Origin of the sequence: Pseudomonas sp. DVZ6 (genome assembly GCF_024259445.1) — a bacterium.
GTDB lineage: Bacteria > Pseudomonadota > Gammaproteobacteria > Pseudomonadales > Pseudomonadaceae > Aquipseudomonas > Aquipseudomonas peradeniyensis.
This window is the reverse complement of sequence record NZ_JANCLM010000057.1, coordinates 1-24,185: the sequence shown is the minus strand read 5'-3', so window position 1 is coordinate 24,185 and position 24,185 is coordinate 1. Positions and strand designations below refer to the sequence as shown.

The 24,185-nt window shown below is 64.8% G+C and carries 18 protein-coding genes and 7 tRNA genes; 7 read left to right on the top strand and 18 right to left on the bottom strand.

Annotated features, from left to right (window positions below):
• Positions 1-368: 368 nt before the first annotated feature.
• The 4 genes from asd to leuC all read right to left on the bottom strand — a co-directional run bounded on the left by asd (position 369) and on the right by leuC (position 4,792).
• The gene (gene asd, locus NMG10_RS24305) at positions 369-1,481 is read right to left on the bottom strand and encodes an aspartate-semialdehyde dehydrogenase (RefSeq protein ID WP_254465266.1); all 1,113 of its coding nucleotides are present in this window, start codon (positions 1,479-1,481) and stop codon (positions 369-371) included.
• A 63-nt stretch (positions 1,482-1,544) separates the two neighbouring features.
• Complete coding sequence (gene leuB / locus NMG10_RS24300; protein WP_232857725.1) at positions 1,545-2,627, bottom strand: 3-isopropylmalate dehydrogenase; 1,083 nt, start codon at positions 2,625-2,627, stop codon at positions 1,545-1,547.
• A gap of 90 nt (positions 2,628-2,717) precedes the next feature.
• The gene (gene leuD, locus NMG10_RS24295) at positions 2,718-3,362 is read right to left on the bottom strand and encodes a 3-isopropylmalate dehydratase small subunit (RefSeq protein WP_110739341.1); all 645 of its coding nucleotides are present in this window, start codon (positions 3,360-3,362) and stop codon (positions 2,718-2,720) included.
• Entirely contained in the window at positions 3,359-4,792 is a 1,434-nt protein-coding gene (gene leuC, locus NMG10_RS24290; RefSeq protein WP_203647531.1) for a 3-isopropylmalate dehydratase large subunit, read from the bottom strand. Before leuC ends, leuD begins: the two co-directional genes overlap by 4 nt.
• A gap of 131 nt (positions 4,793-4,923) precedes the next feature.
• Here leuC and NMG10_RS24285 point away from each other — a divergent pair, with 131 nt between their 5' ends.
• Both NMG10_RS24285 and NMG10_RS24280 read left to right on the top strand, forming a co-directional pair.
• The gene (locus tag NMG10_RS24285) at positions 4,924-5,802 is read left to right on the top strand and encodes a LysR family transcriptional regulator (RefSeq protein WP_028690430.1); all 879 of its coding nucleotides are present in this window, start codon (positions 4,924-4,926) and stop codon (positions 5,800-5,802) included.
• A gap of 61 nt (positions 5,803-5,863) precedes the next feature.
• On the top strand, positions 5,864-9,160 hold the full coding sequence (locus tag NMG10_RS24280; protein WP_203647532.1) for a PAS domain S-box protein: 3,297 nt from the start codon (positions 5,864-5,866) through the stop codon (positions 9,158-9,160).
• 200 nt (positions 9,161-9,360) lie between these two features.
• Here NMG10_RS24280 and NMG10_RS24275 read toward each other — a convergent pair whose 3' ends face one another.
• The 12 genes from NMG10_RS24275 to gltX all read right to left on the bottom strand — a co-directional run bounded on the left by NMG10_RS24275 (position 9,361) and on the right by gltX (position 15,687).
• On the bottom strand, positions 9,361-9,804 hold the full coding sequence (locus tag NMG10_RS24275; protein WP_198743665.1) for an Hsp20 family protein: 444 nt from the start codon (positions 9,802-9,804) through the stop codon (positions 9,361-9,363).
• Positions 9,805-9,971: 167 nt separating this feature from the next.
• Positions 9,972-10,943 (bottom strand): tRNA-dihydrouridine synthase, encoded by a 972-nt coding sequence (locus NMG10_RS24270; protein ID WP_203647533.1) that lies wholly within the window; start codon positions 10,941-10,943, stop codon positions 9,972-9,974.
• Positions 10,944-10,995: 52 nt separating this feature from the next.
• Positions 10,996-11,430 carry a thioesterase family protein gene (locus NMG10_RS24265; protein WP_050704724.1) on the bottom strand — a complete coding sequence of 145 codons (435 nt, stop codon included), beginning with the start codon at positions 11,428-11,430 and terminating at the stop codon, positions 10,996-10,998.
• Positions 11,431-11,581: 151 nt separating this feature from the next.
• The gene (locus NMG10_RS24260; protein ID WP_203647534.1) at positions 11,582-12,415 is read right to left on the bottom strand and encodes an alpha/beta fold hydrolase; all 834 of its coding nucleotides are present in this window, start codon (positions 12,413-12,415) and stop codon (positions 11,582-11,584) included.
• A gap of 24 nt (positions 12,416-12,439) precedes the next feature.
• Complete coding sequence (locus NMG10_RS24255; protein WP_050704722.1) at positions 12,440-12,979, bottom strand: TetR/AcrR family transcriptional regulator; 540 nt, start codon at positions 12,977-12,979, stop codon at positions 12,440-12,442.
• Positions 12,980-13,150: 171 nt separating this feature from the next.
• Positions 13,151-13,226: transfer RNA gene (locus NMG10_RS24250), tRNA-Glu, on the bottom strand.
• A 42-nt stretch (positions 13,227-13,268) separates the two neighbouring features.
• Positions 13,269-13,344 (bottom strand) — tRNA-Ala (locus tag NMG10_RS24245).
• Positions 13,345-13,410: 66 nt separating this feature from the next.
• A tRNA-Glu gene (locus tag NMG10_RS24240) sits at positions 13,411-13,486 on the bottom strand.
• 42 nt (positions 13,487-13,528) lie between these two features.
• Positions 13,529-13,604, bottom strand: a tRNA-Ala gene (locus NMG10_RS24235).
• 53 nt (positions 13,605-13,657) lie between these two features.
• A tRNA-Glu gene (locus tag NMG10_RS24230) sits at positions 13,658-13,733 on the bottom strand.
• 72 nt (positions 13,734-13,805) lie between these two features.
• Positions 13,806-13,881 (bottom strand) — tRNA-Ala (locus NMG10_RS24225).
• 324 nt (positions 13,882-14,205) lie between these two features.
• Positions 14,206-15,687, bottom strand: coding sequence for a glutamate--tRNA ligase (gene gltX, locus NMG10_RS24220; protein ID WP_203647535.1), 1,482 nt, complete (start codon positions 15,685-15,687; stop codon positions 14,206-14,208).
• A 142-nt stretch (positions 15,688-15,829) separates the two neighbouring features.
• Here gltX and NMG10_RS24215 point away from each other — a divergent pair, with 142 nt between their 5' ends.
• Together NMG10_RS24215 and NMG10_RS24210 are read left to right on the top strand one after the other, a co-directional pair.
• On the top strand, positions 15,830-16,879 hold the full coding sequence (locus NMG10_RS24215) for an HlyD family secretion protein (RefSeq protein WP_232857728.1): 1,050 nt from the start codon (positions 15,830-15,832) through the stop codon (positions 16,877-16,879).
• A 49-nt stretch (positions 16,880-16,928) separates the two neighbouring features.
• Entirely contained in the window at positions 16,929-18,419 is a 1,491-nt protein-coding gene (locus NMG10_RS24210) for an MDR family MFS transporter (protein ID WP_232857733.1), read from the top strand.
• Between the two features lie 135 nt (positions 18,420-18,554).
• Here the strand turns inward: NMG10_RS24210 and uvrB are convergent, their stop codons facing one another.
• Positions 18,555-20,570, bottom strand: a complete 2,016-nt coding sequence (uvrB, locus tag NMG10_RS24205) for an excinuclease ABC subunit UvrB (RefSeq protein WP_232857729.1) — start codon at positions 20,568-20,570, stop codon at positions 18,555-18,557.
• 289 nt (positions 20,571-20,859) lie between these two features.
• Between uvrB and NMG10_RS24200 the strand changes: the two genes are divergently transcribed.
• From NMG10_RS24200 to NMG10_RS24190, 3 genes are all read left to right on the top strand, one after another.
• Positions 20,860-22,056 carry an amino acid aminotransferase gene (locus NMG10_RS24200; RefSeq protein WP_186716432.1) on the top strand — a complete coding sequence of 399 codons (1,197 nt, stop codon included), beginning with the start codon at positions 20,860-20,862 and terminating at the stop codon, positions 22,054-22,056.
• Positions 22,057-22,118: 62 nt separating this feature from the next.
• Positions 22,119-22,194 (top strand) — tRNA-Asn (locus tag NMG10_RS24195).
• Between the two features lie 127 nt (positions 22,195-22,321).
• Positions 22,322-23,566, top strand: a complete 1,245-nt coding sequence (locus tag NMG10_RS24190) for a nucleoside deaminase (protein ID WP_254465265.1) — start codon at positions 22,322-22,324, stop codon at positions 23,564-23,566.
• A 13-nt stretch (positions 23,567-23,579) separates the two neighbouring features.
• Here the strand turns inward: NMG10_RS24190 and NMG10_RS24185 are convergent, their stop codons facing one another.
• Positions 23,580-23,993 carry a cupin domain-containing protein gene (locus tag NMG10_RS24185; RefSeq protein WP_254465264.1) on the bottom strand — a complete coding sequence of 138 codons (414 nt, stop codon included), beginning with the start codon at positions 23,991-23,993 and terminating at the stop codon, positions 23,580-23,582.
• Positions 23,994-24,185: the final 192 nt, after the last annotated feature.

The window sequence follows — 24,185 nt, the reverse complement described above, 5'->3', positions numbered from 1 at the left end:
GAGGGAGGTGACGGGCATGGATGCCCGTCAAGCGCTGGGGCCCAGGATGGGCCCTGCAGCGCGATCCTCCCGGGAGCAAGACCGGAGTGAGGGAACCCGGAGCGAAGCGGAGGGCCGGATGAATGGAGCGCCACGGCTTTGGTTACTTTGGCCACGACCAAAGTAACCCGCCGTAAGGGCGGAAAGGTGACTATGCGTCGACATCGCAAATGAATGCAAATAAAAACATCAAAACGAACAACGAACAACGAACAACGAACAACGAACAACGAACAACGAACAACGAACAACGAATCTAACACCAATAAAAAAACCCGCATCACTCTCGCAACACGGGCTCTTCAAAATCCAAACTCAAACCACCCAGATCACCGCTCCAGCAGAATCCGCAACATCCGCCGCAACGGCTCCGCAGCCCCCCACAGCAACTGGTCGCCAACAGTGAAGGCCCCAAGATACTGCGACCCCATGTTCAGCTTGCGCAAACGCCCGACCGGCACGTTCAGGGTCCCGGTCACCTGGGTAGGGCTCAGCTCCTGCATGCTGATCTCCCGCTGGTTAGGCACCAGCTTCACCCAGGGATTGTGCTGGCTGATCATGCTTTCGATATCCGCCAAAGGCACATCCTTGTTCAGCTTGATGGTCAGCGCCTGGCTGTGGCAACGCATGGCGCCGATCCGCACGCAGATGCCATCGACCGGAATCGGGCTCTTGAAGCGCCCAAGGATCTTGTTGGTCTCGGCCTGGGCCTTCCACTCTTCGCGGCTCTGCCCGTTCGGCAGCTCCTTGTCGATCCACGGGATCAGGCTGCCAGCCAGCGGCACGCCGAAGTTGTCGGTCGGGAAGCCCTCGCCGCGCATGGCCTCGGCCACCTTGCGATCGATGTCGAGGATGGCGCTGGCCGGGTTGGCCAGGTCGTCGGCGACCGCCGCGTGGATACCGCCCATCTGCTTGATCAGCTCACGCATGTTCTGCGCGCCGGCGCCCGAGGCCGCCTGGTAGGTCATGGCGCTCATCCACTCGACCAGGCCGGCTTCGAACAGGCCGCCCAGGCCCATCAGCATCAGGCTGACGGTGCAGTTGCCGCCGATGTAGTTCTTGGTGCCCGCGTCCAGCTGCTGGTCGATGACCTTGCGGTTGACCGGGTCGAGGATGATCACCGCGTCGTCCTGCATGCGCAGGGACGAGGCCGCGTCGATCCAGTAGCCCTGCCAGCCCGCTTCGCGCAGCTTGGGGAAGACTTCGTTGGTGTAGTCGCCGCCCTGGCAGGTCAGGATCACGTCGAGGGTCTTGAGCTCGTCGATGCTGTAGGCGTCCTTGAGCGGGCCAGTGTCCTTGCCCACGGCAGGGCCTTGGCCACCGACGTTGGAGGTGGTGAAGAACACCGGCTCGATCAGGTCGAAGTCCTGCTCTTCGAGCATCCGCTGCATGAGCACGGAACCGACCATTCCACGCCAACCGATCAGACCTACACGTTTCATCGCAACTACACCTTTGCTAAAAGTGGGCCGCCACCGGGAGTTTTTGGTGGCGGGCCAGAGAGATTACAGATTCCGCAGCGCTGCGACTACTGCGTCGCCCATTTCCTGCGTACCCACCTTGCTACAGCCCTCGGAGAAGATGTCGCCGGTGCGCAGGCCCTGGTCCAGCACCCGGCTCACCGCCTGCTCGATCGCCTCGGCGGCGGCCGTCTGGTTGAAGCTGTAGCGCAGCATCATCGACACCGAGAGAATGGTCGCCAGCGGGTTGGCGATGCCCTGCCCTGCAATGTCCGGCGCCGAACCGTGGCACGGCTCGTACATGCCCTTGTTGTCGGCATCCAGCGACGCCGACGGCAGCATGCCGATGGAACCGGTGAGCATGGAAGCCTCATCCGACAGGATGTCGCCGAACATGTTGTCGGTCACCACCACGTCGAACTGCTTGGGCGCGCGCACCAGCTGCATGGCGGCGTTGTCCACGTACATGTGGCTCAGCTCGACGTCCGGGTAGTCCTTGGCCACCTCTTCGACCACTTCGCGCCACAGCTGGCTGGAGGCCAGGACGTTGGCCTTGTCCACCGAGCACAGCTTCTTGCCGCGCACGCGGGCCATGTCGAAGCCGACACGGGCGATACGGCGCACTTCGCTCTCGCTGTACGGCAGGGTGTCATAGGCCTGGCGCTCGCCGCCTTCGAGCTCGCGCTGGCCGCGTGGCGCGCCGAAGTAGATGCCGCCGGTCAGCTCGCGGACGATGAGGATGTCCAGGCCGGAAACGATCTCGGGCTTGAGCGACGAGGCATCGGCCAGTTGCGGATAGAGGATGGCCGGGCGCAGGTTGGCGAACAGGCCCAGTTGCGAGCGGATCTTCAGCAGACCGCGCTCCGGACGGATGTCACGCTCGATCTTGTCCCACTTCGGGCCGCCCACGGCGCCCAGCAGCACGGCGTCGGCCTCGCGCGCGCGCGCCAGGGTCTCGTCGGCCAGGGGCACGCCGTGCTTGTCGATGGCCGCGCCACCGATCACGTCATGGGTGAGGCTGAAGCCGAGCTGGAACTTGTCGTTGGCCAGTTCCAGCACCTTGACCGCCTCGGCCATGATTTCCGGGCCGATGCCGTCACCTGGGAGAATCAGAATCTGCTTGCTCATGCGTTCCTCTATCCAATCAAGCGGCGCGCCTCGCAGGCGCGCCGAAGTACTTCAGTGTCCAATGCCCCTCTGCGCGGGGCAAGCAGTCAATCACGCGTCGCGGAACAACCAGGGCTGGCTGGCGCGGTGCTTGCCCTCGAACGCCTTGATCGCGTCGCTGTCCTGCAGGGTCAGGCCGATATCGTCCAGGCCGTTGAGCAGGCAGTGCTTGCGGAACGCGTCGATCTCGAACTTCAGCACCTTGCCGTCCGGACGAGTCACCGCCTGGGCCTCGAGATCGATGGTCAGCTGGTAACCCGGGTTGGCCTCGACCTGCTTGAACAGCTCGTCGACTTCGGCAGCGTCAAGAATGATCGGCAACAGGCCGTTCTTGAAGCTGTTGTTGAAGAAGATGTCGGCGAAACTCGGCGCGATCACGCTGCGAAAACCATACTCGTCGAGCGCCCATGGGGCATGCTCGCGGCTCGAGCCGCAACCGAAGTTCTCCCGCGCCAGCAACACGCTGGCACCCTGGTAACGCGCATGGTTGAGCACGAAATCCTGGTTCAACGGGCGCTTGCTGTTGTCCTGGTAAGGCTGGCCGACGTCCAGGTAACGCCACTCGTCGAACAGGTTGGGGCCGAAGCCGGTGCGCTTGATCGACTTGAGGAACTGCTTGGGGATGATCTGATCGGTGTCGACGTTGGCACGATCCAATGGCGCGACAAGACCGGTGTGCTGGGTAAAGGCTTTCATGCTGCGCTCCCTTGGATCAACTCGCGGACATCGATGAAGTGGCCGGTCACCGCGGCGGCGGCGGCCATGGCCGGGCTGACCAGGTGGGTACGACCACCGGCGCCCTGGCGGCCTTCGAAGTTGCGGTTGGAGGTGGACGCGCAGTGCTCGCCGCTCTCCAGGCGGTCCGGGTTCATCGCCAGGCACATCGAGCAGCCTGGTTCACGCCATTCGAAGCCGGCCTCGAGGAAGATCTTGTCCAGCCCTTCGCGCTCGGCCTGGGCCTTGACCAGGCCCGAGCCCGGCACCACCAGCGCCTGCTTGACGTTGGCGGCGACCTTGCGGCCCTTGGCGATTTCGGCGGCGGCGCGCAGGTCTTCGATGCGCGAGTTGGTGCACGAACCGATGAACACGCGGTCGAGCTTGATCTCGGTGATCGCCTGGTTGGCGGCCAGGCCCATGTACTTGAGGGCGCGCTCGATCGAGCCGCGCTTGATCAGGTCGGGCTCGGCGGCCGGGTCCGGCACGCGCTGGTCGACGGCCAGGACCATCTCCGGCGAGGTGCCCCAGCTGACCTGCGGCTTGATCTGCGCGGCGTCGAGCTCGACCACCGTGTCGAACACGGCATCGGCGTCGGACACCAGGCCTTTCCAGGCCTCGACGGCCTGCGTCCACTGCTCGCCCTTCGGCGCGTACGGACGGCCTTCGACATAGGCGACGGTGGTGCCGTCGACAGCCACCAGGCCTACCCGGGCACCGGCTTCGATGGACATGTTGCAGATGGTCATGCGGCCTTCCATCGACAGCTCGCGGATGGCGCTGCCGGCGAACTCCATGGCATGGCCGTTGCCGCCGGCGGTGCCGATCTTGCCGATCACGGCGAGGACGATGTCCTTGGCGGTGACGCCAGCGGGCAATTGACCCTCGACGCGCACCAGCATGTTCTTCATTTTCTTGGCCACCAGGCACTGGGTGGCGAGCACGTGCTCGACCTCGGAGGTGCCGATGCCATGGGCCAGGGCGCCGAACGCGCCGTGGGTGGAGGTGTGCGAGTCGCCGCAGACCACGGTCATGCCCGGCAAGGTCGCGCCCTGCTCCGGGCTGATGACATGGACGATACCCTGACGCTCGTCATTCATCTTGAATTCGACGATGCCATATTCGTCACAGTTCTCATCGAGGGTCTGCACCTGAAGGCGCGACACCTGGTCGACGATGGCCTCGATGCCGCCCTTGCGCTCCGGCGTGGTCGGTACGTTGTGGTCGGGGGTGGCGATGTTGGCGTCGATGCGCCACGGTTTGCGGCTGGCCAGGCGCAGGCCTTCGAAAGCCTGGGGCGAAGTCACTTCGTGGATGATGTGGCGGTCGATGTAGATCAAGGACGAGCCGTCATCGCGGCGCTTGACCTCATGAGCTTCCCAGAGTTTGTCGTAGAGCGTTTTGCCAGCCATCAGACTGTTCCTCATCAGCGTCTTTCTATGCCAAAGACCCCTTGGCTTGTACGGACGATGCTATGGCGATAGATTGAATAACTCAAATTCATAATTTTCATGCTTTGCATAACCATCAGGAATTCAAATAGATGGACCTGGCCAACCTCAGCGCCTTCATCGCCATCGCCGAAACCGGCAGTTTTTCCGGGGCGGGCGAACGCCTGCACCTGACCCAGCCGGCCATCAGCAAGCGCATCGCCGGCCTCGAGCAGCAGCTGGACGTGCGCCTGTTCGACCGCCTGGGCCGCGAGGTCACCCTCACCGAGGCCGGCCGCGCCCTGCTGCCCCGCGCTTATCAGATCCTCAACGTACTCGATGATACCCGCCGCGCCCTGACCAACCTCACCGGGGCGGTGAGCGGTCGCCTGACCCTGGCTACAAGCCATCACATCGGCCTGCACCGCCTGCCGCCGCTGCTGCGTGCCTTTACCCGCCAGTACCCGGCGGTGGCCCTGGATATCCAGTTCCTCGACTCGGAGGCGGCCTACGACGAGGTGCTGCACGGCCGCGCCGAAATTGCCGTGATCACCCTGGCGCCCGAGCCGCACCATTTGGTGCGGGCCGTGCCGGTATGGGACGACGCCCTGGACTTCGTCGCCTCGCCCGAGCACCCGCTGGCCAGCAACGGCGCGGTCAGCCTGGCCGACGTGGCGCGCCATCCGGCGGTGTTCCCCGGCGGCAACACCTTCACCCACCATATCGTCCAGCGCCTGTTCGAAAGCCAGGGCCTGGTGCCGAACATCGCCATGAGCACCAACTACCTGGAAACCATCAAGATGATGGTGTCGATCGGCCTGGCGTGGAGTGTGCTGCCACGTACTATGCTCGATGAACAAGTGGCGCCCATCGCCCTGCCCGGCATACAGCTGTCACGCCAGCTAGGCTACATACTGCATACCGAACGCACGCTGTCGAACGCGGCCAGGGCTTTCATGGCCCTGCTCGACAGCCATGCAGGGTCCGCCTGACCGCTCGTCAGCACGGCATGACATCCACAAGGACGCGTTTTCCGCCAAAGGTCTGGTACCGATGCCCAAATCAGCAAACCGCTTTCCGCGCCTGCCACGCATCCCTGCGGCTGATCCCCAGGAGTCGGAGCTGGCCTGGCAGAACGCTCCCCAGCTGCTGGCCGCGCTCAACGGCGCGCGCCTGGGCGCCTGGCTGTGGGACATCGAGAGTGGCCGGGTGAGCTGGTCACGGGGCACCCAGGCACTGTTCGGCTTCGATCCGCAGCGCCCGCTACCCAACGACGTCGACTACCTGGACCTGCTGCCCGAGGAAGACCGCGCCCGCACCCGCCAGGCGTTCCAGGCCGTGGTCAACGGCGAGCCGGTGGAACAGGCCATGCGCCACCGCATCCGCTGGCCCGATGGCAGCGTGCACTGGCTGGAGATCAACGGCAGCCTGACCCACGATCCCCATGGCCGGCCACAGATGATCGGGGTCATTCGCGAGATCACCCGCCAGCGCGAGCGGGAAACCGCGCTGATCAACTCGGAAAAGCGCTTCGCCACCCTGTTCCACCTCAGCCCCAACGCCATCCTCCTGACCCGCCGCCACGACGGCCTGATCATCGAGGTCAACCAGCATTTCGAGCACATGTTCGGCTGGCCGGGCGCCCAGGTGGTCGGCAAGACCAGCCTGGAGCTGGGCCTGTGGGTCAATCCCGAGCAGCGCCACCTGGTGATGGACGCCACCCGCGCCGGCAGCGGGCCGTTCACCCTGGAGGTGCAGTTCCGCGCCACCAGCGGCAAGATCCACGACGGCATCCTCTGCACCCAGGGCATCGAACTCGAAGGCGTCACCTACCTGATCAGCACCTTCGTCGACACCACCGAGCGCAAACGTGCCGAACAGGCGCTAAAGGACAGCCAGGAGCGCCTCGACCTGGCCCTGGACTCGGCCCAGCTCGGCACCTGGGACTGGCATATTCCCAGCGGCATGCTCTACGGCTCGGCCCGCGCCGCCCAGCTACACGGGCTGGACCCGGTGCCGTTCCACGAGTCATTCGAGGCGTTCTTCGAAGGCGTGCCCGAGCACGAGCGCAGCGTCATGCGCCAGGCCTACCGCAGCCTGCGCGAGGGGCCGGCGGGCAACTACCAGATCACCTACCGCGTGCAGCTGGACAACGGCGCCTCGCGCTATATCGAAAGCCGCGCCCGGCTGTACCGCGACGACCAGGGCAACCCGCTGCGCATGGCCGGCACCCTGCTCGACATCACCGACCAGGTCGAGCGCGAACAACGCCTGACCGCCTCGGAAGAAAAATTCGCCAGCCTGTTCCAGGTCAGCCCCGACCCGATCTGCGTGACCCGCCAGGACACCGGCCAGTTCATCGAGATCAACCCGGCCTTCAGCCAGACCTTCGGCTGGAACCCGGAGCAGATCCTCGGCCAGACCGCCGAGGAGATCGGCCTGTGGGCCGAATCCGCCGAACGCGCCCAGCGCATCGAGCGGGTGATCCGCGACCAGGCCCTGAGCAACGTGGCGGTGGTGGTCAACCACCGCAACGGCACGCCGCTGACCTGCGTGATCTCCAGCCGCCTGATCAGCGTCGACAGCCAGCCCTGCAGCGTCACCACCCTGCGCGACATCACCCAGCAGCAACGCGCCGAGGCGGCGCTCAAGGCCAGCGAAGAGAAATTCGCCAAGGCCTTCCACTCCAGCCCCGACGCCATCACCATCACCGAGCGCCAGAGCGGGCGCTACGTGGAGGTCAACGACGGTTTCAGCCGGCTGACCGGCTACAGCCCCGAGGAAGTGGTGGGGCGCACGGTCTACGAGATCGGCATCTGGGCCGATGAAAAGCAGCGCGCCGCCCTGCTCAACGAGCTGCGCGAGCGCGGCCGGGTGCATCACCGCGAGATGCTTGGGCGCAACAAGCGCGGCGACATCCTCACCGTGGAAGTCTCGGTCGAGCCGATCAGCCTCAACGAGACAGACTGCCTGCTGATCAATGCCCGCGACGTCAGCCTGCTGAAGAACGCCCAGGCGCAGATCCGCCACCTGGCCTACCACGACCCGCTGACCAACCTGCCCAACCGCGCCCTGCTGATGGACCGCCTGAGCCAGCAGATCGCCCTGCTCAAGCGCCATAACCTGCGCGGTGCGCTGCTGTTCCTCGACCTCGACCACTTCAAGCACATCAACGACTCCCTCGGCCATCCGGTGGGCGACACGGTGCTGAAGATCATCACCGCCCGCCTCGAGGCCAGCGTGCGCCTGGAGGACACCGTGGCGCGCCTGGGCGGCGACGAGTTCGTGGTGCTGCTCAGCGGCCTGGAGGGCAGCCGCGAGGTGGTCGAGACCCGGGTCCGCGAGCTGGCCGACACCCTGCGCGAGCTGCTGGCCGAGCCGATGTCGCTGGACGGCCAGCGCCTGCAGGTGACGCCGAGCATCGGCGTGGCGCTGATTCCCGACCATGGCGCCACCCCCGCCGACCTGCTCAAGCGCGCCGACATCGCCCTGTACCGGGCCAAGGACTCCGGCCGCAACACCACCCAGCTGTTCCACACCACCATGCAGAAGGCCGCCAGCGAGCGCCTGCGCATGGAGAGCGACCTGCGCCTGGCCCTGGCCCGGGGCGAACTGGCACTGCACTTCCAGCCCCAGGTCGATGCCCGCGACAACCGCATCGTCGGCGCCGAAGTGCTGCTGCGCTGGCACCACCCGCAACTGGGCCAGCAACCGCCGGCGCAGTTCATCCAGGTGCTGGAGGAAAGCGGCCTGATCCTCGAAGTCGGCAGCTGGATCCTCGACGAGGCCTGCGATGCCTGCGCACGCATGCTCGCGGACGGCCTGATCGACGCCGACGACTTCAGCCTGTGCGTCAACATCAGCCCGCGGCAGTTCCGCCAGAACGACTTCGTCGAGCGGGTGCTGCGCAGCCTCGACGACTACCGCCTGCCACGGCGCATGCTGACGCTGGAGATCACCGAAGGCATCGTCATCCAGAACCTGGAGGACACCATCAGCAAGATGCGCGAACTCAAGGGCTATGGCGTGAGCTTCGCCATGGACGACTTCGGCACCGGGTATTCCTCGCTCACCTACCTCAAGCGCCTGCCGGTGGATGCGCTGAAGATCGACCAGACCTTCGTGCGCGACGCGCCGGTCGACCCCAACGACGCCGAGATCGTCCGCGCCATCGTCGCCATGGCCCGCAGCCTGGAACTGGCGGTGATTGCCGAGGGCGTGGAGCTGAGCGAGCAGTTGGAGTTTCTCGAGCGGCTGGGTTGCCACCTGTACCAGGGCTACCTGCACAGCCGGCCGCTGCCGTTGCCGGAGTTCCGCCAGATGCTGCTGGAGGCGCCGGCGGATTACTGATTAAGTTAGGAGCTTACGCGATCCCCTGTAGGAGCGGCCTTGTGCCGCGAAAGGGCTGCTCAGCAGCCCCGGCGATTACTGCTTTAACGCTGAAACCCTGGGGCCGCTACGCGCCCCTTTCGCGGCACAAGGCCGCTCCTACAGGGTCCGCATAAAGCAGAAAGGGCACCCGAAGGTGCCCTTTTTTTATCCCGCCGAACTCAGTTCAGCACCGGCTTTTCGCCGTTGATCGGGATGCGCTTGGCCTTGGCTTCTTCCGGCACGATGCGCAGCAGCTCGATGCTGAGCAGGCCGTTGGCCAAGCCCGCGCCCTTGACCTCGATATGGTCGGCCAGGCGGAACGACAGCTTGAAAGCGCGCTGGGCAATGCCCTGGTGCAGGAAGGTGACACCTTCGCTGGCGTTGTCGCGCTTGCCGCCGGTCACAGTCAGGACACCTTTTTCGACCTGCAGGTCGAGGTCCTGCTCCTGGAAGCCGGCTGCGGCAACCACGATGCGATAGTGGTCATCGCCATGCTTTTCCACGTTGTAGGGCGGGTAGCTGCTACCGGCCTCGTTACGGGCGGCGGCTTCGAACAGGTCGTTGAAACGGTCGAAACCAACGGAGTTGCGGAAAAGCGGTGCGAGAGAGAAAGCGGTAGTCATGGTCATTAACTCCTGAGATTCAGCAAGTAAAGTCACTACGCGACCCGACTTCGGCATCGCGTACTCAAGAGATATGTCCGGGCAAACGCCTTTCAAGGGCTGGCCTGAAAAATTTTACGACTGGGCATGGCTTCGTGGGAGCGGGCTTGCCCCGCGATAGCGCCAGCTCAGGCGACACAAACCTCGACGGCCTGCAGCTCCACCCCCAGCAACCCACTGATCCGCTGGCAGTCATCCTCCCGACGCAACTCGGCGAACAACGCCACCGCCTCGGGATAGCCACGGGTCAGCATCGCCAGCCACTGCTTCATCCGCCCCGGCGCGTAGCGCGGCGACAGCTTGTCCTGGGCCTGGCGCCAGAACTCGCGCAGCAGCGGCAGCAACTCGTCCCAGCTCATCGGCTGGTATTCGACGCCATCGCGGGCCGCGGCGATCTGCAAGGCCAGGTCCGGACGCGACACCAGCCCACGGCCCAGCATGATGTCCCTGGCGCCACTGACCTCGCGGCAACGCCGCCAGTCGTCGACCGTCCAGATCTCGCCATTGGCGAACACCGGCACCGCGACCACATCCTGCACCCGTGCCACCCACTCCCAATGGGCCGGAGGCTTGTAGCCCTCGACCTTGGTCCGCGCATGCACCACCAGGTGCGCCGAGCCGCCTTCGGCGAGCGCCCTGGCGCAGTCCAGCGCGCCGTCGGGGCTGTCGTAGCCCAGGCGCATCTTCGAGGTCACCGGGATATGCGCCGGCACCGCGCGACGTACCTCGCGGACGATGGCATGCAGCAGCTCGGGCTCCTTGAGCAGCACCGCCCCGCCCCGGGACTTGTTGACGGTCTTGGCCGGGCAGCCGAAGTTCAGGTCGATGACCGGCGCGCCCAGCTCGCAGGCCAGGGCCGCGTTTTCAGCCAGGCACACCGGATCCGAGCCGAGCAGTTGCACGCGCATCGGCACGCCGGCGGCGGTGCGCGCGCCCTGGCGCAGCTCCGGCGCCAGCTTGTCGAACGACGACGCCGGCAGCAGACGGTCGCAGACGCGGATGAACTCGGTGACGCACCAATCGATACCGCCCACCCGGGTCAGGACGTCGCGCAGGATGTTGTCGACCAGCCCCTCCATCGGGGCCAGGGCAATTTGCATTTCAGGGTCTCGCCACGCAAAAGGCGGCAGTCTAGCAAAAAACCGCCCCGTTTCAGCGGCCGGTCAGCGCCGGACCGTAGCCGTCGAGGAATTCCGCCGGCATGCGCTTTGGCTTGCCGCTGGACAGCTCGATGCAGGCGAAGGTGGTCTGTGCCCGCAGCAGGGTCACGCCGTCACTCGGGCGCTTGAGCTGGAAGCGTCGGGTCATGCGCAGGCGCTGGTCCCAGTCGACGATCCAGGTGCCCAACTGCAGCTCGTCGTCCTCATAGGCGGCGGCAAGGTAGTCGATTTCATGGCGGACCACGGCCATCGCCCGGTCCAGCCGGCGATACTCGGCCAGGTCCAGCCCCAGGCGCTGGGAATGGCGCCAGGCACAGCGCTCCAGCCAGGTGACATAGACGGCGTTATTGGCGTGGCCGAGGCCGTCGATGTCCTCGCTGCCGACGCGTAGGTCGATGATGAATGGTGCTGCCAGATCCCAGCTCATGCCCGCTCCATTGGGAAACTGCCCATTGAAATGCCCAACCCTGTGGGAGCGGGTTTACCCGCGAACACCAGCGAAGCTGGTGCCAGGCAACGCAATGCCTGCTCCCGTAGCGTTTTGCACACCGATCAAACGGGCACAGTGTAACGGATGCTCAGGCGCTTTGCCGCGCGTGCTGGGTAGAACGCGCCAGCAGCTCCATCACCGCCTCGCCCAGGCGCGGGTCGGCCAGCACCCGCTGATGACCGCCCTCCTCCAGCAGCAGCAGGCGGCTGTCGAACCAGGCCTGGTGAATCACCGGGGCCTCGCCGGCCGGCACCACCGGATCGTCCTCGGCGTGCACCACCAGGCCCGGCACATCCAGCTGATAGCCACTGACATCCAGGCGCGCCACCTGGACGCCAACATCCCGCTCCACCTGACGGATGAACGCGGCCCGAGCCCGGGCCGGCAGACCCAAGCGCCGGGCAAAACCGCGCAGCACGCCAAGCAGGCGGGCCGGCGCGGCGATGCTGACCGCCGCATCGGTGCGCAGCCCCCATTGCAGGGCCAGCAACAGGCTGGCGCCGCCCATGGAGTGGCCAATCACCGCCCGCAGCGGCGGCAGCTCGGCGGCGGCCTCCAGCAAGGCGCGGGCGAACGCCACCACATGCGCCTGCTCGCCGGGCGAGCGCCCATGGGCCGGCCCTTCCAGCGAAACCACGGTATGGCCGCTGTCGACCAGCCGCTCGATCAACGCCGCGAACTGAGTCGGGCGCCCTTCCCAGCCATGCATCAGCAACACCGTCGGCCCCTGCCCCCAGCGCAGCGCCGACAGCCCGAAGCGCAGGGTAATGCGCTCGGCGCGGGCCAGCAGCGGCAGTTCCCAGGCTTTGGGTGGCAAGGTGCGCGGCGTCATGAAGGCACGACGCATCTTGCCGGCGACATGTTCGGGGACCAGGTGGCCGAGGGTGCCATTGACGCCACGAATCCAGCTCAGGGTAGTCATCGCCTTGCTCCAGGGTCAGGTTGCTCAGATCACCGCCGACTTGGCGGCGCGCAGGATACGGTCGGACAGCTCGCCATCGCCCAGGGCACGGGCCACGGCCAGGCCACCCACCATCAGGGCGAAATCGGCGAGCGCCTTGTCGATGTCTTCGGGGCGATCGACCATCTGTGCGGTCATCAGCTCGATGTGTTCGGCCAGCACGTTGCGAAACGCCTCCGGCAGGCGTTGCATCTCGCTCAGCGCATTGGGAATCGGGCACGCCTGCACCTCGGAATCACGGTGCTTGCGCGACAGGTAGAAGGCCGCGACCAGGGCCCGACGCCCGGCGCCGTCAAGGGCGGGATCGACCTGAGCGAGCAAGGCGCGGCGCTCGCCGAGCAACTGGCTGAACGCCTCGAGCATGAGCTCGTCCTTGCTGTCGAAGTGGGCATAGAAGCCGCCGACTGTCAGCCCCGCGGCGCCCATGACCTGGCTGACGCTCGGCTCGGCCGGCCCCTGCTGCACCAACGCGCTACGGGCGGCATCGAGGATGCGTTCGCGGGTCTTGCTCTTCTTGTCGCTCATGGCTCACCTCAAAACATTATGACCATCATATTATGCTCATAATATTTTCTGGCAAGCGGAATCTGCGGCCATTGATCGGCGCAGCGACACTTTTCGGGAGGCAGAAAAAACAAAAGGCCCATTCAATAATCGAATGAGCCTTATAAGTCCTGCAAAACGCAGGTAAAAAATTGGCGTCCCCTAGGGGACTCGAACCCCTGTTACCGCCGTGAAAGGGCGGTGTCCTAGGCCACTAGACGAAGGGGACTTAAACCTTCGTGCCGACTCGCTGCTGCGAATCGTGGCGAATTGGTGGAGCTAAGCGGGATCGAACCGCTGACCTCCTGCATGCCATGCAGGCGCTCTCCCAGCTGAGCTATAGCCCCGAGTAAAACAAATGACTCACCGATCTGGATGATGAGTCATTCAACTCCCGCAAACGCGGGTAAAAGTGGCGTCCCCTAGGGGACTCGAACCCCTGTTACCGCCGTGAAAGGGCGGTGTCCTAGGCCACTAGACGAAGGGGACGTAACCTTCGTGCCGACCCGCTTTCGCGAATCGCGGCAAAATTGGTGGAGCTAAGCGGGATCGAACCGCTGACCTCCTGCATGCCATGCAGGCGCTCTCCCAGCTGAGCTATAGCCCCGGATTTCTAGCCTCGCGGCCCAGCGACATGGTGAAATATCGCTTGTGTGAAACTGGCGTCCCCTAGGGGACTCGAACCCCTGTTACCGCCGTGAAAGGGCGGTGTCCTAGGCCACTAGACGAAGGGGACGAACCTTCTTACCTTCAAGACCCGTTTGCTGGAACCGGTCTTGCCTGACGGCCTTGGCCATCAAGCGGAATTTGGTGGAGCTAAGCGGGATCGAACCGCTGACCTCCTGCATGCCATGCAGGCGCTCTCCCAGCTGAGCTATAGCCCCACAATGTCGCTCTGAACCGAAGCGCTGGCTGGGTGCCTGGCGTTTCGTTTTCGTTCATCGCTGTGGACGGGGCGCATATTAAGATCGGATTGCAGGGCTGTCAAACGAATTTTTGAAAATATTCAAAATTTTTTTCACAGATAACAATCACTTACCGCCCTGCCCTGCTGAATCAGAGCGCCGCTCCCTTGTAGGAGCGGCCTTGTGCCGCGAAAGGACCGCAACGCGGTCCCACAATCTGTGCATTGACGCAGAATCGCCGGGGCCGCTTTGCGGCCCTTTCGCGGCACAAGGCCGCTCCTACAGGGGGCACGATAGCCGCTGTCAGGCGATATTCGCCAGCAGCTTCTCCCACTCCTTGTTTTCCTTCTTCGACACGCCACCGAGCAGGTCGATGGCCTGGCGCAGGCGGTAGCGGGTCAGGTCGGGGCCGAGGATTTCCATGGCGTCGAGCACCGACACCGAGCTGGCCTGGCCGGTGATGGCGGCGAACATCAGTGGCATGGCATCGCGCAGTTTGAACTCCAGCGACTCGACCACGGCCTGGATGCAGCCGGTGATGCGGTCCTTTTCCCACTGACGCAGGCTTTCCAGCTTCCACAGGATCAGCTGCATCACCTGGCGCACCTGGTCGGCCGACAGCTTCTTGCTCTCGAACAGCTTGGCGTCAAGCTTGAGCGCGCCTTCGAAGAAGAAGCCACCCAGCGGGGCGACCTGGCTGAAGGTCTCGACCCGGCCCTGCACGTGCGGGGCGATCTTCATCATGTAGTCGCTGTTGAACGCCCACTTCTGCACGCGCGCGGCGAACTCTTCCACCGGCAGCTCACGCAGCCACTGGCCGTTCAGCCACGACAGCTTCTCGATGTCGAAGATCGGACCGCCCAGGGAGATGCGCGACAGGTCGAAGTGCTCGACCATCTCGTCCAGCGAGAACTTCTCGCGCTCGTCCGGCATCGACCAGCCCATGCGGCCCAGGTAGTTGAGCATGGCTTCGGGCATGAAGCCCATGCGCTCGTAGAAGGTCACCGAGGTCGGGTTCTTGCGCTTGGACAGCTTGCTCTTGTCGGGGTTGCGCAAAAGCGGCATGTAGCACAGCTTGGGCTGTTCCCAGCCGAAGTACTCGTACAGCTTGATCAGCTTGGGCGCCGACGGCAGCCACTCTTCGCCGCGCAGCACGTGGGTGATGCCCATCAGGTGGTCGTCGACCACGTTGGCCAGGAAGTACGTCGGCAGGCCGTCGTTCTTCATCAGCACCTGCATGTCCATGCGGTCCCACGGGATCTCGACGTCGCCACGGAGCATGTCCGGCACCACGCAGACGCCTTCGCTCGGCACCTTCATGCGGATCACGTGCGGCTCGCCAGCGGCCAGGCGGCGCTGCACTTCCTCGTCGCTCAGCAGCAGGGCGCGGCCGTCGTAGCGCGGGGTTTCGCCGCGGGCCATCTGCTCGGCACGCATCTGCTCCAGCTCTTCGGCGGTGCAGAAGCAGTAGAAGGCGTGGCCGGCATCGACCAGCTGCTTGGCGTATTTGGCATAGATCTCGCCACGCTCGCTCTGCCGGTACGGGCCGTGCGGGCCGCCGACGTCCGGGCCTTCGTTCCATTCGATGCCGAGCCAGCGCAGGGCGTCGAAGATCTGCTGCTCGGACTCGCGGGTGGAGCGCAACTGGTCGGTGTCTTCGATCCGCAGGATGAACTCACCGCCATGCTGCTTGGCGAAGCAGTAGTTGAACAGGGCGATGTAGGCGGTGCCGACATGGGGGTCGCCGGTGGGCGATGGCGCGATGCGCGTGCGAACGGTGGTCATGGAGAGTCTCGGACAAAGAGAAACAAAGGCGGAATGTTAGCAGGGAGCGGGCACCGGGCTCCAGCAATGGCGCGATCGCCACTTGTGAGCGCCCTGCCGGGCGCTGTTAAATTTGCTTACATTTTCGCAATGACAGCCTCCCATGCCCACTCCACTCAAACGTCGCCTGCTGGTCTTCATCACCTTGGTACTGCTGGTCGGCCTTGCCTTCCTGGCCCACTGGTACTTCAAGGGGCGCTTCTACGAGAGCACCGACAACGCCTATGTGCAAGGCGAGATCACCCGCATCTCCAGCCAACTGGGCGCGCGCATCGACGAGGTGCGGGTCGAGGACAACCAGCATGTGAGCAAGGGCGACCTGCTGGTGCGCCTGGAAGCCGCCGACTTCGAGCTGGCCGTCGAGCGCGCCCGCGCGGCCCTGGCCACCCGCGAGGCGGAACTGGCCCAGGCGCGCAGCCGCCTGACCCAGCAAGGCAGCCTGATCGCGGCCGGCCAGGCCCAGGTCGCCGCCAGCCAGGCCACCCTCGACCGCTCGCAGCTGGACCTCAACCGCGCCCAGGCCCTGCGCAAGCCCGGCTTCGTCTCCGAAGAGCGGGTCACCACCCTGTCGGCGGAAAGCCATGTCGCCCGCTCCCAGGTGGACAAGGCCCAGGCCGACCTCAAGGGCCAGCGCCAGCAGGTCGACGCCCTGAACGCCGAACTCAAGCGCCTCGACGCGCAGATCGCCAACGCCCGCGCCGACCTGGCCCAGGCCGAGCTGAACCTGACCCGCTGCGCGATCCACGCGCCGATCAGCGGCACCATTGGCCAGCGCAACGCCCGCAACGGCCAGGTGGTGCAGGCCGGCGCCTACCTGCTGTCGATCGTCCCCGACGAGGACATCTGGGTGCAGGCCAACTTCAAGGAGACCCAGATCGGCCGCATGCACCCCGGCCAGCGTGCCGAACTGCTGTTCGACAGCTACCCCGACACCCCGATCGAGGGCCGCGTGAACAGCCTGTTCGCCGCTTCCGGCGCGCAGTTCAGCCTGTTGCCGCCGGACAACGCCACCGGCAACTTCACCAAGGTGGTGCAGCGCATTCCGGTCAAGCTGACCTTCGCCGCCGACAACCCGCTGCATGGGCGCATCCGCCCGGGCATGTCGGTCACAGCCACGGTCGACCTGCGCGATGGGGATGCGGATGGCCGGTGACGCGCTGCTGCGCCCCACCGCGGAGCCGACCCGGCGCGACTGGATCGCGGTGATGAGCGTGATGCTCGGCGCCTTCATGGCGGTGCTGGACATCCAGATCACCAACTCTTCGCTCAAGGACATCCAGGGCGCGCTGTCGGCGACCCTGGAGGAAGGCTCGTGGATCTCCACCTCCTACCTGGTGGCCGAGATCATCATGATCCCGCTGACCGCCTGGCTGGTGCAGCTACTCTCGGCCCGGCGCCTGGCGGTGTGGGTGTCGCTGGGCTTCCTGGTGTCGTCGCTGCTGTGCTCGATGGCCTGGAACCTCGAGAGCATGATCGTGTTCCGCGCCCTGCAGGGTTTCACCGGTGGCGCGCTGATCCCGCTGGCGTTCACCCTGACGTTGATCAAGCTGCCCGAACACCACCGCGCCAAAGGCATGGCCATGTTCGCCATGACCGCCACCTTCGCCCCCTCCATCGGCCCGACCCTGGGCGGCTGGCTGACCGAGAACTGGGGCTGGGAATACATCTTCTACATCAACATCCCGCCGGGGCTGGTGATGATCGCCGGCCTGCTCTACGGGCTGGAGAAGAAGGAAGCGCACTGGGAACTGCTCAAGAGCACCGACTACGCTGGCATCGTCACCCTCGGCCTGGGCCTGGGCTGCCTGCAGGTGTTTCTCGAGGAGGGGCATCGCAAGGACTGGCTGGAGTCGAACCTGATCGTCAGCCTGGGCAGCGTCGCCCTGCTCAGCCTGATCCTGTTCGTGATCCTGCAGTTCTCCCGTCCGCACCCGCTGATCAACCTGCGCATTCTCGGCAACCGCAACTTCGGTTTGTCGAGCATTGCCAGCCTGGGCATGGGCGTCGGCCTGTACGGGTCGATCTACCTGCTGCCGCTGTACCTGGCGCAGATCCAGGGCTACAACGCCCTGCAGATCGGCGAGGTGATCATGTGGATGGGCGTGCCGCAGCTGTTCCTGATCCCGCTGGTGCCGCAGTTGATGAAGGTGATCCCGCCCAAGGTGCTGTGCGCCCTGGGCTTTTGCCTGTTCGGCGCGGCCAGCTTCGGCTCCGGAGTGCTCAACCCGGACTTCGCCGGCCCGCAGTTCAACCAGATCCAGGTGATCCGCGCCCTTGGCCAGCCGATGATCATGGTGACCATCTCGCTGATCGCCACGGCCTATATCCAGCCCCAGGACGCGGGCTCAGCGTCTAGCCTGTTCAACATCCTGCGCAACCTGGGCGGCGCCATCGGCATTGCCTTGCTGGCGACGCTGCTGGATGCGCGGACCAAGGAATACTTCGACTACCTGCGCGAGGCGGTGGTGCCGAGCAACCCACAGGTGGCGGAGCGCCTGGCGCAGCTGGCCGAGCGGCTAGGCAGCGATAGCGCGGCGCTGGGCAAGCTGTCCGAGATTACCCACCAGCAGGCCTTGATCATGGCCTACAACGATGCCTTCCATTTTGTCGGGATCGGGCTGGCGGTGAGCATGTTGGCGGTGTTGCTGACACGCACGTTGCCGCAGGGGTTGAAGGCGGGCGAGGCTCACTGACACAGCCCACAAGCAAAATCTGTCGTGCGGCTGCCGGCCTCTTCGCGGGTAAACCCGCTCCCACAGGTTCAGCGTCTACGCGAATCCTGTGGGAGCGGGTTTACCCGCGAAGGGGCCGGCACTGATAGACGCCGCTCAACTGGCGATCAGCCGCTCGCGCAGCTTGCCGATCTCGTCGCGCAACTGCGCGGCGGCCTCGAACTCCAGGTCGCGGGCGAACTGGAACATCTTCTCTTCTAGCTGCTTGATGCGCTTGGTGATCTGCGCCGGGGTCTGCAGCTCGGCCTCGTAGCGCTCGGCCTCCTCCGCCGCCTTGGCCATGCCCTTGCGCTTCTTGCTCCGCGCTCCCGGCACCGTGGCGCCTTCCATGATGTCGGTGATGTCCTTGACCACGCCCTTGGGCACGATGCCATTGGCTTCGTTGAACGCCACCTGCTTGGCCCGACGCCGCTCGGTCTCGTCGATGGCCCGCTGCATGGAGCCGGTGATGTTGTCGGCGTAGAGAATCGCCTTGCCATTGAGGTTGCGCGCGGCGCGACCGATGGTCTGGATCAGCGAGCGCTCGGAACGCAGGAAACCCTCCTTGTCGGCATCGAGGATCGCCACCAGCGACACCTCGGGCATGTCCAGGCCCTCGCGCAGCAAGTTGATCCCCACCAGCACGTCGAAGGTGCCCAGGCGCAGGTCGCGGATGATCTCGACCCGCTCGACGGTGTCGATGTCCGAGTGCAGGTAGCGCACCCGCACATCGTGGTCGGCCAGGTAGTCGGTGAGGTCCTCGGCCATGCGCTTGGTCAGCGTGGTGGCCAGCACCCGCTCGCCCATAGCCACGCGCTTGCCGATCTCCGAAAGCAGGTCGTCCACCTGGGTCAGTGCCGGGCGCACCTCGACCTGCGGATCGACCAGACCGGTCGGCCGCACCACCTGCTCCACCACCCGCCCGGCGTGCTCGGCCTCGTAGGTACCGGGGGTGGCGGAGACGAAGATGGTCTGTGGGCTGACCGCCTCCCATTCGTCGAAGCGCATCGGCCGGTTATCCAGTGCCGACGGCAGGCGGAAGCCGTACTCCACCAGGGTTTCCTTGCGCGAACGGTCACCCTTGTACATGGCACCGACCTGCGGAACGCTGACGTGGGACTCGTCGATCACCAGCAGCGCGTCATCCGGCAGGTAGTCGTAGAGCGTGGGCGGCGGCGCACCGGCCGGGCGCCCGGAAAGGTAGCGCGAGTAGTTCTCGATGCCGTTGCAGTAGCCCAGCTCGAGGATCATCTCCAGGTCGAACCGGGTGCGCTGCTCCAGGCGCTGGGCCTCGACCAGCTTGTTGTGTGTGTTCAGGTACTCCAGTCGATCCTTGAGCTCGTCCTTGATGCCCTCCACCGCGTCGAGCAGGGTCTCCCGCGGGGTCACGTAGTGGCTCTTGGGGTAGAAAGTGAAACGCGGCAACTTGCGAATCACCTCGCCGGTCAGCGGATCGAAGGCAGCGATGTTCTCCACCTCGTCGTCGAACAGCTCGATACGAATGGCCTCGAGGTCCGATTCGGCCGGGAAGATATCGATCACGTCGCCGCGCACGCGGAAGGTGGCGCGGGCGAAGTCCATCTCGTTGCGGGTGTACTGCAGGTCGGCCAGGCGCCGCAGCAGGGCGCGCTGGTCGAGCTTGTCGCCGCGGTCGACGTGCAGGACCATCTTCAGGTACGTCTCGGGGCTGCCCAGGCCGTAGATGCACGACACGGTGGTGACGATGATCGCGTCGCGCCGCTCCAGCAGCGCCTTGGTCGCCGACAGGCGCATCTGCTCGATGTGATCGTTGATCGACGCGTCCTTCTCGATGAAGGTGTCCGACGACGGTACGTAGGCCTCGGGCTGGTAGTAGTCGTAGTAGGAGACGAAGTACTCCACCGCGTTGTTCGGGAAGAACGCCTTGAACTCGCCGTACAACTGGGCTGCCAGGGTCTTGTTCGGCGCCAGCACCATGGTCGGGCGCTGCACCTGCTGGATGACGTTGGCGATGCTGAAGGTCTTGCCCGAGCCGGTCACCCCGAGCAGGGTCTGGTGCGACAGGCCCGCGTCGATGCCCTCGACCATCTGGCGGATGGCCTCGGGCTGGTCGCCGGCCGGCTGGAATCGGGTGACGAGCTGGAACTCGGACATGACGGACCTCGTGGATGTCGCGGCAACTGTAAATTTAGCCAGTAGTCTATACCCAAATGCGCGCCCCGGGCGCGGGATTCAAGCCCGACCTGTGAACGTTCATGTCTATGGACCGGGCAATTCGACCAATGGTCGAAAAATATTTGCGCAAACAGCCGGAAAAGCTGCGCCAGACTGTCGCAGTGACCGGTCGGTATCACTATACTGACTCCCCGTTTGTGCACCGCTTCAGTGCCTTCGGCTGGAGCGTGGCGACCCCTATCACTCTCCTATCAGAGCCAAGGTAACAATGAGCCTGTTTTCCGCTGTCGAGCTGGCACCCCGCGACCCTATCCTGGGCCTCAACGAAGCATTCAACGCCGACCCACGCACCGACAAGGTGAACCTGGGCGTGGGCGTCTACTGCAATGAGGAAGGCCGCATCCCGCTGCTGCGCGCGGTAATCGAAGCCGAGACCGCCCGTGCCGCCCAGCACGCTTCGCGCGGCTACCTGCCGATCGACGGCATCGCCCAGTACGACCAGGCCGTGCAGAAGCTGATCTTCGGCGCCGAGTCGCCACTGCTGGCCGCCGGCCGCGTGGTCACCGTGCAGGCCGTGGGCGGCACCGGCGCGCTGAAGATCGGCGCCGACTTCCTCAAGCGCCTGCAGCCGGGCGCCGTGGTGGCCATCAGCGACCCGAGCTGGGAAAACCACCGTGCCCTGTTCGAGAGCGCCGGTTTCCCGGTACAGACCTACCGTTACTACGACGCCGCCAGCCAAGACGTCAACCGCGCCGGCATGCTCGAAGACCTGAACAAGCTGCCGGCCGGCTCGGTCATCGTCCTGCACGCCTGCTGCCACAACCCGACCGGCGTCGACCTGTCGCTGGACGACTGGAAAAACGTCCTGGAAGTGGTCAAGGCCAAGGGCCACATCCCGTTCCTCGACATGGCCTACCAGGGCTTCGGTGCCGGCATCGACGAAGACGCCTTCGCCGTGCGCCTGTTCGCCGAATCGGGCCTTGAGTTCTTCGTTTCCAGCTCGTTCTCCAAGTCGTTCTCGCTGTACGGCGAGCGCGTCGGCGCGCTGTCGATCGTCACCGCCTCGAAGGACGAGAGCACCCGCGTGCTGTCGCAGGTCAAGCGGGTAATCCGTACCACCTACTCCAACCCGCCGACCCACGGTGCCAGCATCGTCGCCGCCGTGCTCAACAGCCCCGAGCTGCGCCAGATGTGGGAAACCGAGCTGGCCGAGATGCGCGAGCGCATCCACGGCATGCGCAAGCAGATGGTCGAGCTGCTGGCCGAATACGGCGCCAAGCGCGACTTCAGCTTCGTCGGTCGCCAGTGCGGCATGTTCTCCTACTCGGGCCTGACCGTTGAGCAAGTGGCGCGCCTGAAGAACGAGTTCGGCATCTACGCCCTGGACACCGGCCGCATCGCAGTCGCCGCACTGAACCAGAGCAACATTCACGTGGTCACCAAGGCCATCGTCGAAGTGCTGTAACTGCTTGATTGTCTTGGGGGAAGCTTGACTTCCCCCAAGCAGTCAGTAAGATACGCGCAGATTCCGCGATAGCTCAGTCGGTAGAGCAAATGACTGTTAATCATTGGGTCCCTGGTTCGAGTCCAGGTCGCGGAGCCAAACACTGAAAACCTCCAGATGCGCAAGCACTGGAGGTTTTTTCTTTTCAGGATCCGCCGCTTGTTTTCCGACTGCCCTGGACTATCGTCTGCCTGCGCACCTCGCGCAGCAACGACAGGGAGTCAACATGGACACCGTTCGCAATGCCCAGCAAGCCGTGGAAGTGGTCGCCGATCAATCCATCCTCGCCGCACTGCAGAAGACGTTCGCGGTAGGCGGCTGCATCATCGAAAATGCCACCGGCAAGGTATTGAAGGCCATGCACAACAATGTGCTGATGCCCTACCCCGACAGCACCGCGCAACCCCCGTTCCTGCCTCATGATCCTACAGCCCACGGCGAACGCCAGTTGGTGCAGTGGTACTACGACAATCGCCAGGCCCTGAACCTGCCGCCGCCCGGCGCGCTCACCGTGGTCACTACCCTGGACCCCTGCGCGATGTGCGCAGGCTCGCTGCTGACCGCCGGTTTCAATGTGGCGGTCAGCGCCATCGACACCTATGCCGGGGTCAACTACAACAGTCAGTTCGACTTCCCGACCCTGCCGCCGGAAGTGCGCCAGAAAGCCCAGCAAACCTGGGGCTACTACGCGGTAGACAAGCCTATCGATCGGCAGTACCAGGGCTCGACAGGCCCCGTCTTCGCGAAGGAAACCATCGACTCGCGAGTATTCAGCCTGACCGGCTCGATCTTCGACGCCAGCGTCAACACGGTACGCGATGCGAGCAACAATAGTGGCCTGGCGCCTGACAAACTGAAGAACCCGGCATCGCTGCCGGCCAACAGCGCGGTGCGCAAGGCATTGACCGAACTCAGCCCATGGGCATTGACGGTCAAGTTCGACGACCCGCGCATGCCGGGCGCGGCCTTGGCCAAGCCATTGACGGAAACCGCTCGCCATGCCGACACGATGAATGCCGTGGCCTTGCTGGATCCGTTCGGCAACCTGCTGGCCTGCCTTGGCGGCCAGGAAAAACAGTCGCCCATCCGCACGGCGTTCATGGAAACCACACGCCGCTATGCCCTGATGCGCTGGCAGTTGATGAACAGCAACGACCCGCAGGTCCGCGCTGAGGCGCAGCAGTACCTCACCCATCCCAAGTACGGCACGTTCGTCTTCCTGTACATCCCTGATCCGCGCACCAGTGAAGCAGTGATGACCTTCGGTGCGTATGGCTCGACCATGGAGGGGCCTGTGCCGCAGTCGTTCCCGTCCAACCTGCAATATGTGCTGCTGCCCCCAGGTGTGACGCCGCAGGCCGTGGCGCAGCTGGCGCAGAAGCTGCCGCCCTTCTACACCCAGAGCGTTCAGGTCGCCCCCAGCCAGGTGCTGGACGACGCCTTGATCCAGGCTGCGAAGGGCGCGCTATAAGCCCCTCTGTCAATCATTGGGACAGGGGCTCGGTCACTGGACGCCCCTCGTCCACCAAGCTCCAGACCAGCAGTTTGGCCGGCTGGGTCTTGCTGGCATTGCGCGACACGCTGTGCACGGTGCCCGGCGCCTCGTACCAGAACTCGCCGGCCTTGTAGGTTTTCTCTGGTTCGTCGTTGAGCTTGGAGGTCACCGCCCCTTCCAGTACATAGGCCATGACCGCTCCCGGATGCTGATGGGCGGGCGACGCCTGGCCGGGGCCATAGCTGACCGTGAGCATCACGGCTTTCTTGCCGGGGGCGTTGTTGGGGAGTTGCTCTTGAAGAATCTTGACCTGGTCGGGCTTCTCGCCGTGGGCCCAGGTAGGTGACAACGGGGCGAGCAGGCCTAATGTCAGCAGGGCAATAGGTAGACGGATGGATCGCATCGGGTTTCTCCTGAGGGGTATCTGCCTGCAGGTTAAGCCCAGGGTTGTGAGGGGCAAATGGCCAATTCGCGGAAAAAACGGGAGGCCGATTGCCGGTTTATCGTTTTGGCCGTTGCCGTTGCCGTTGCCGTTGCCGTTGCCGTTGCCGATCAAAAGTCTAGCGCCAAACCCAACTAGCGACAGCTGCGTCAG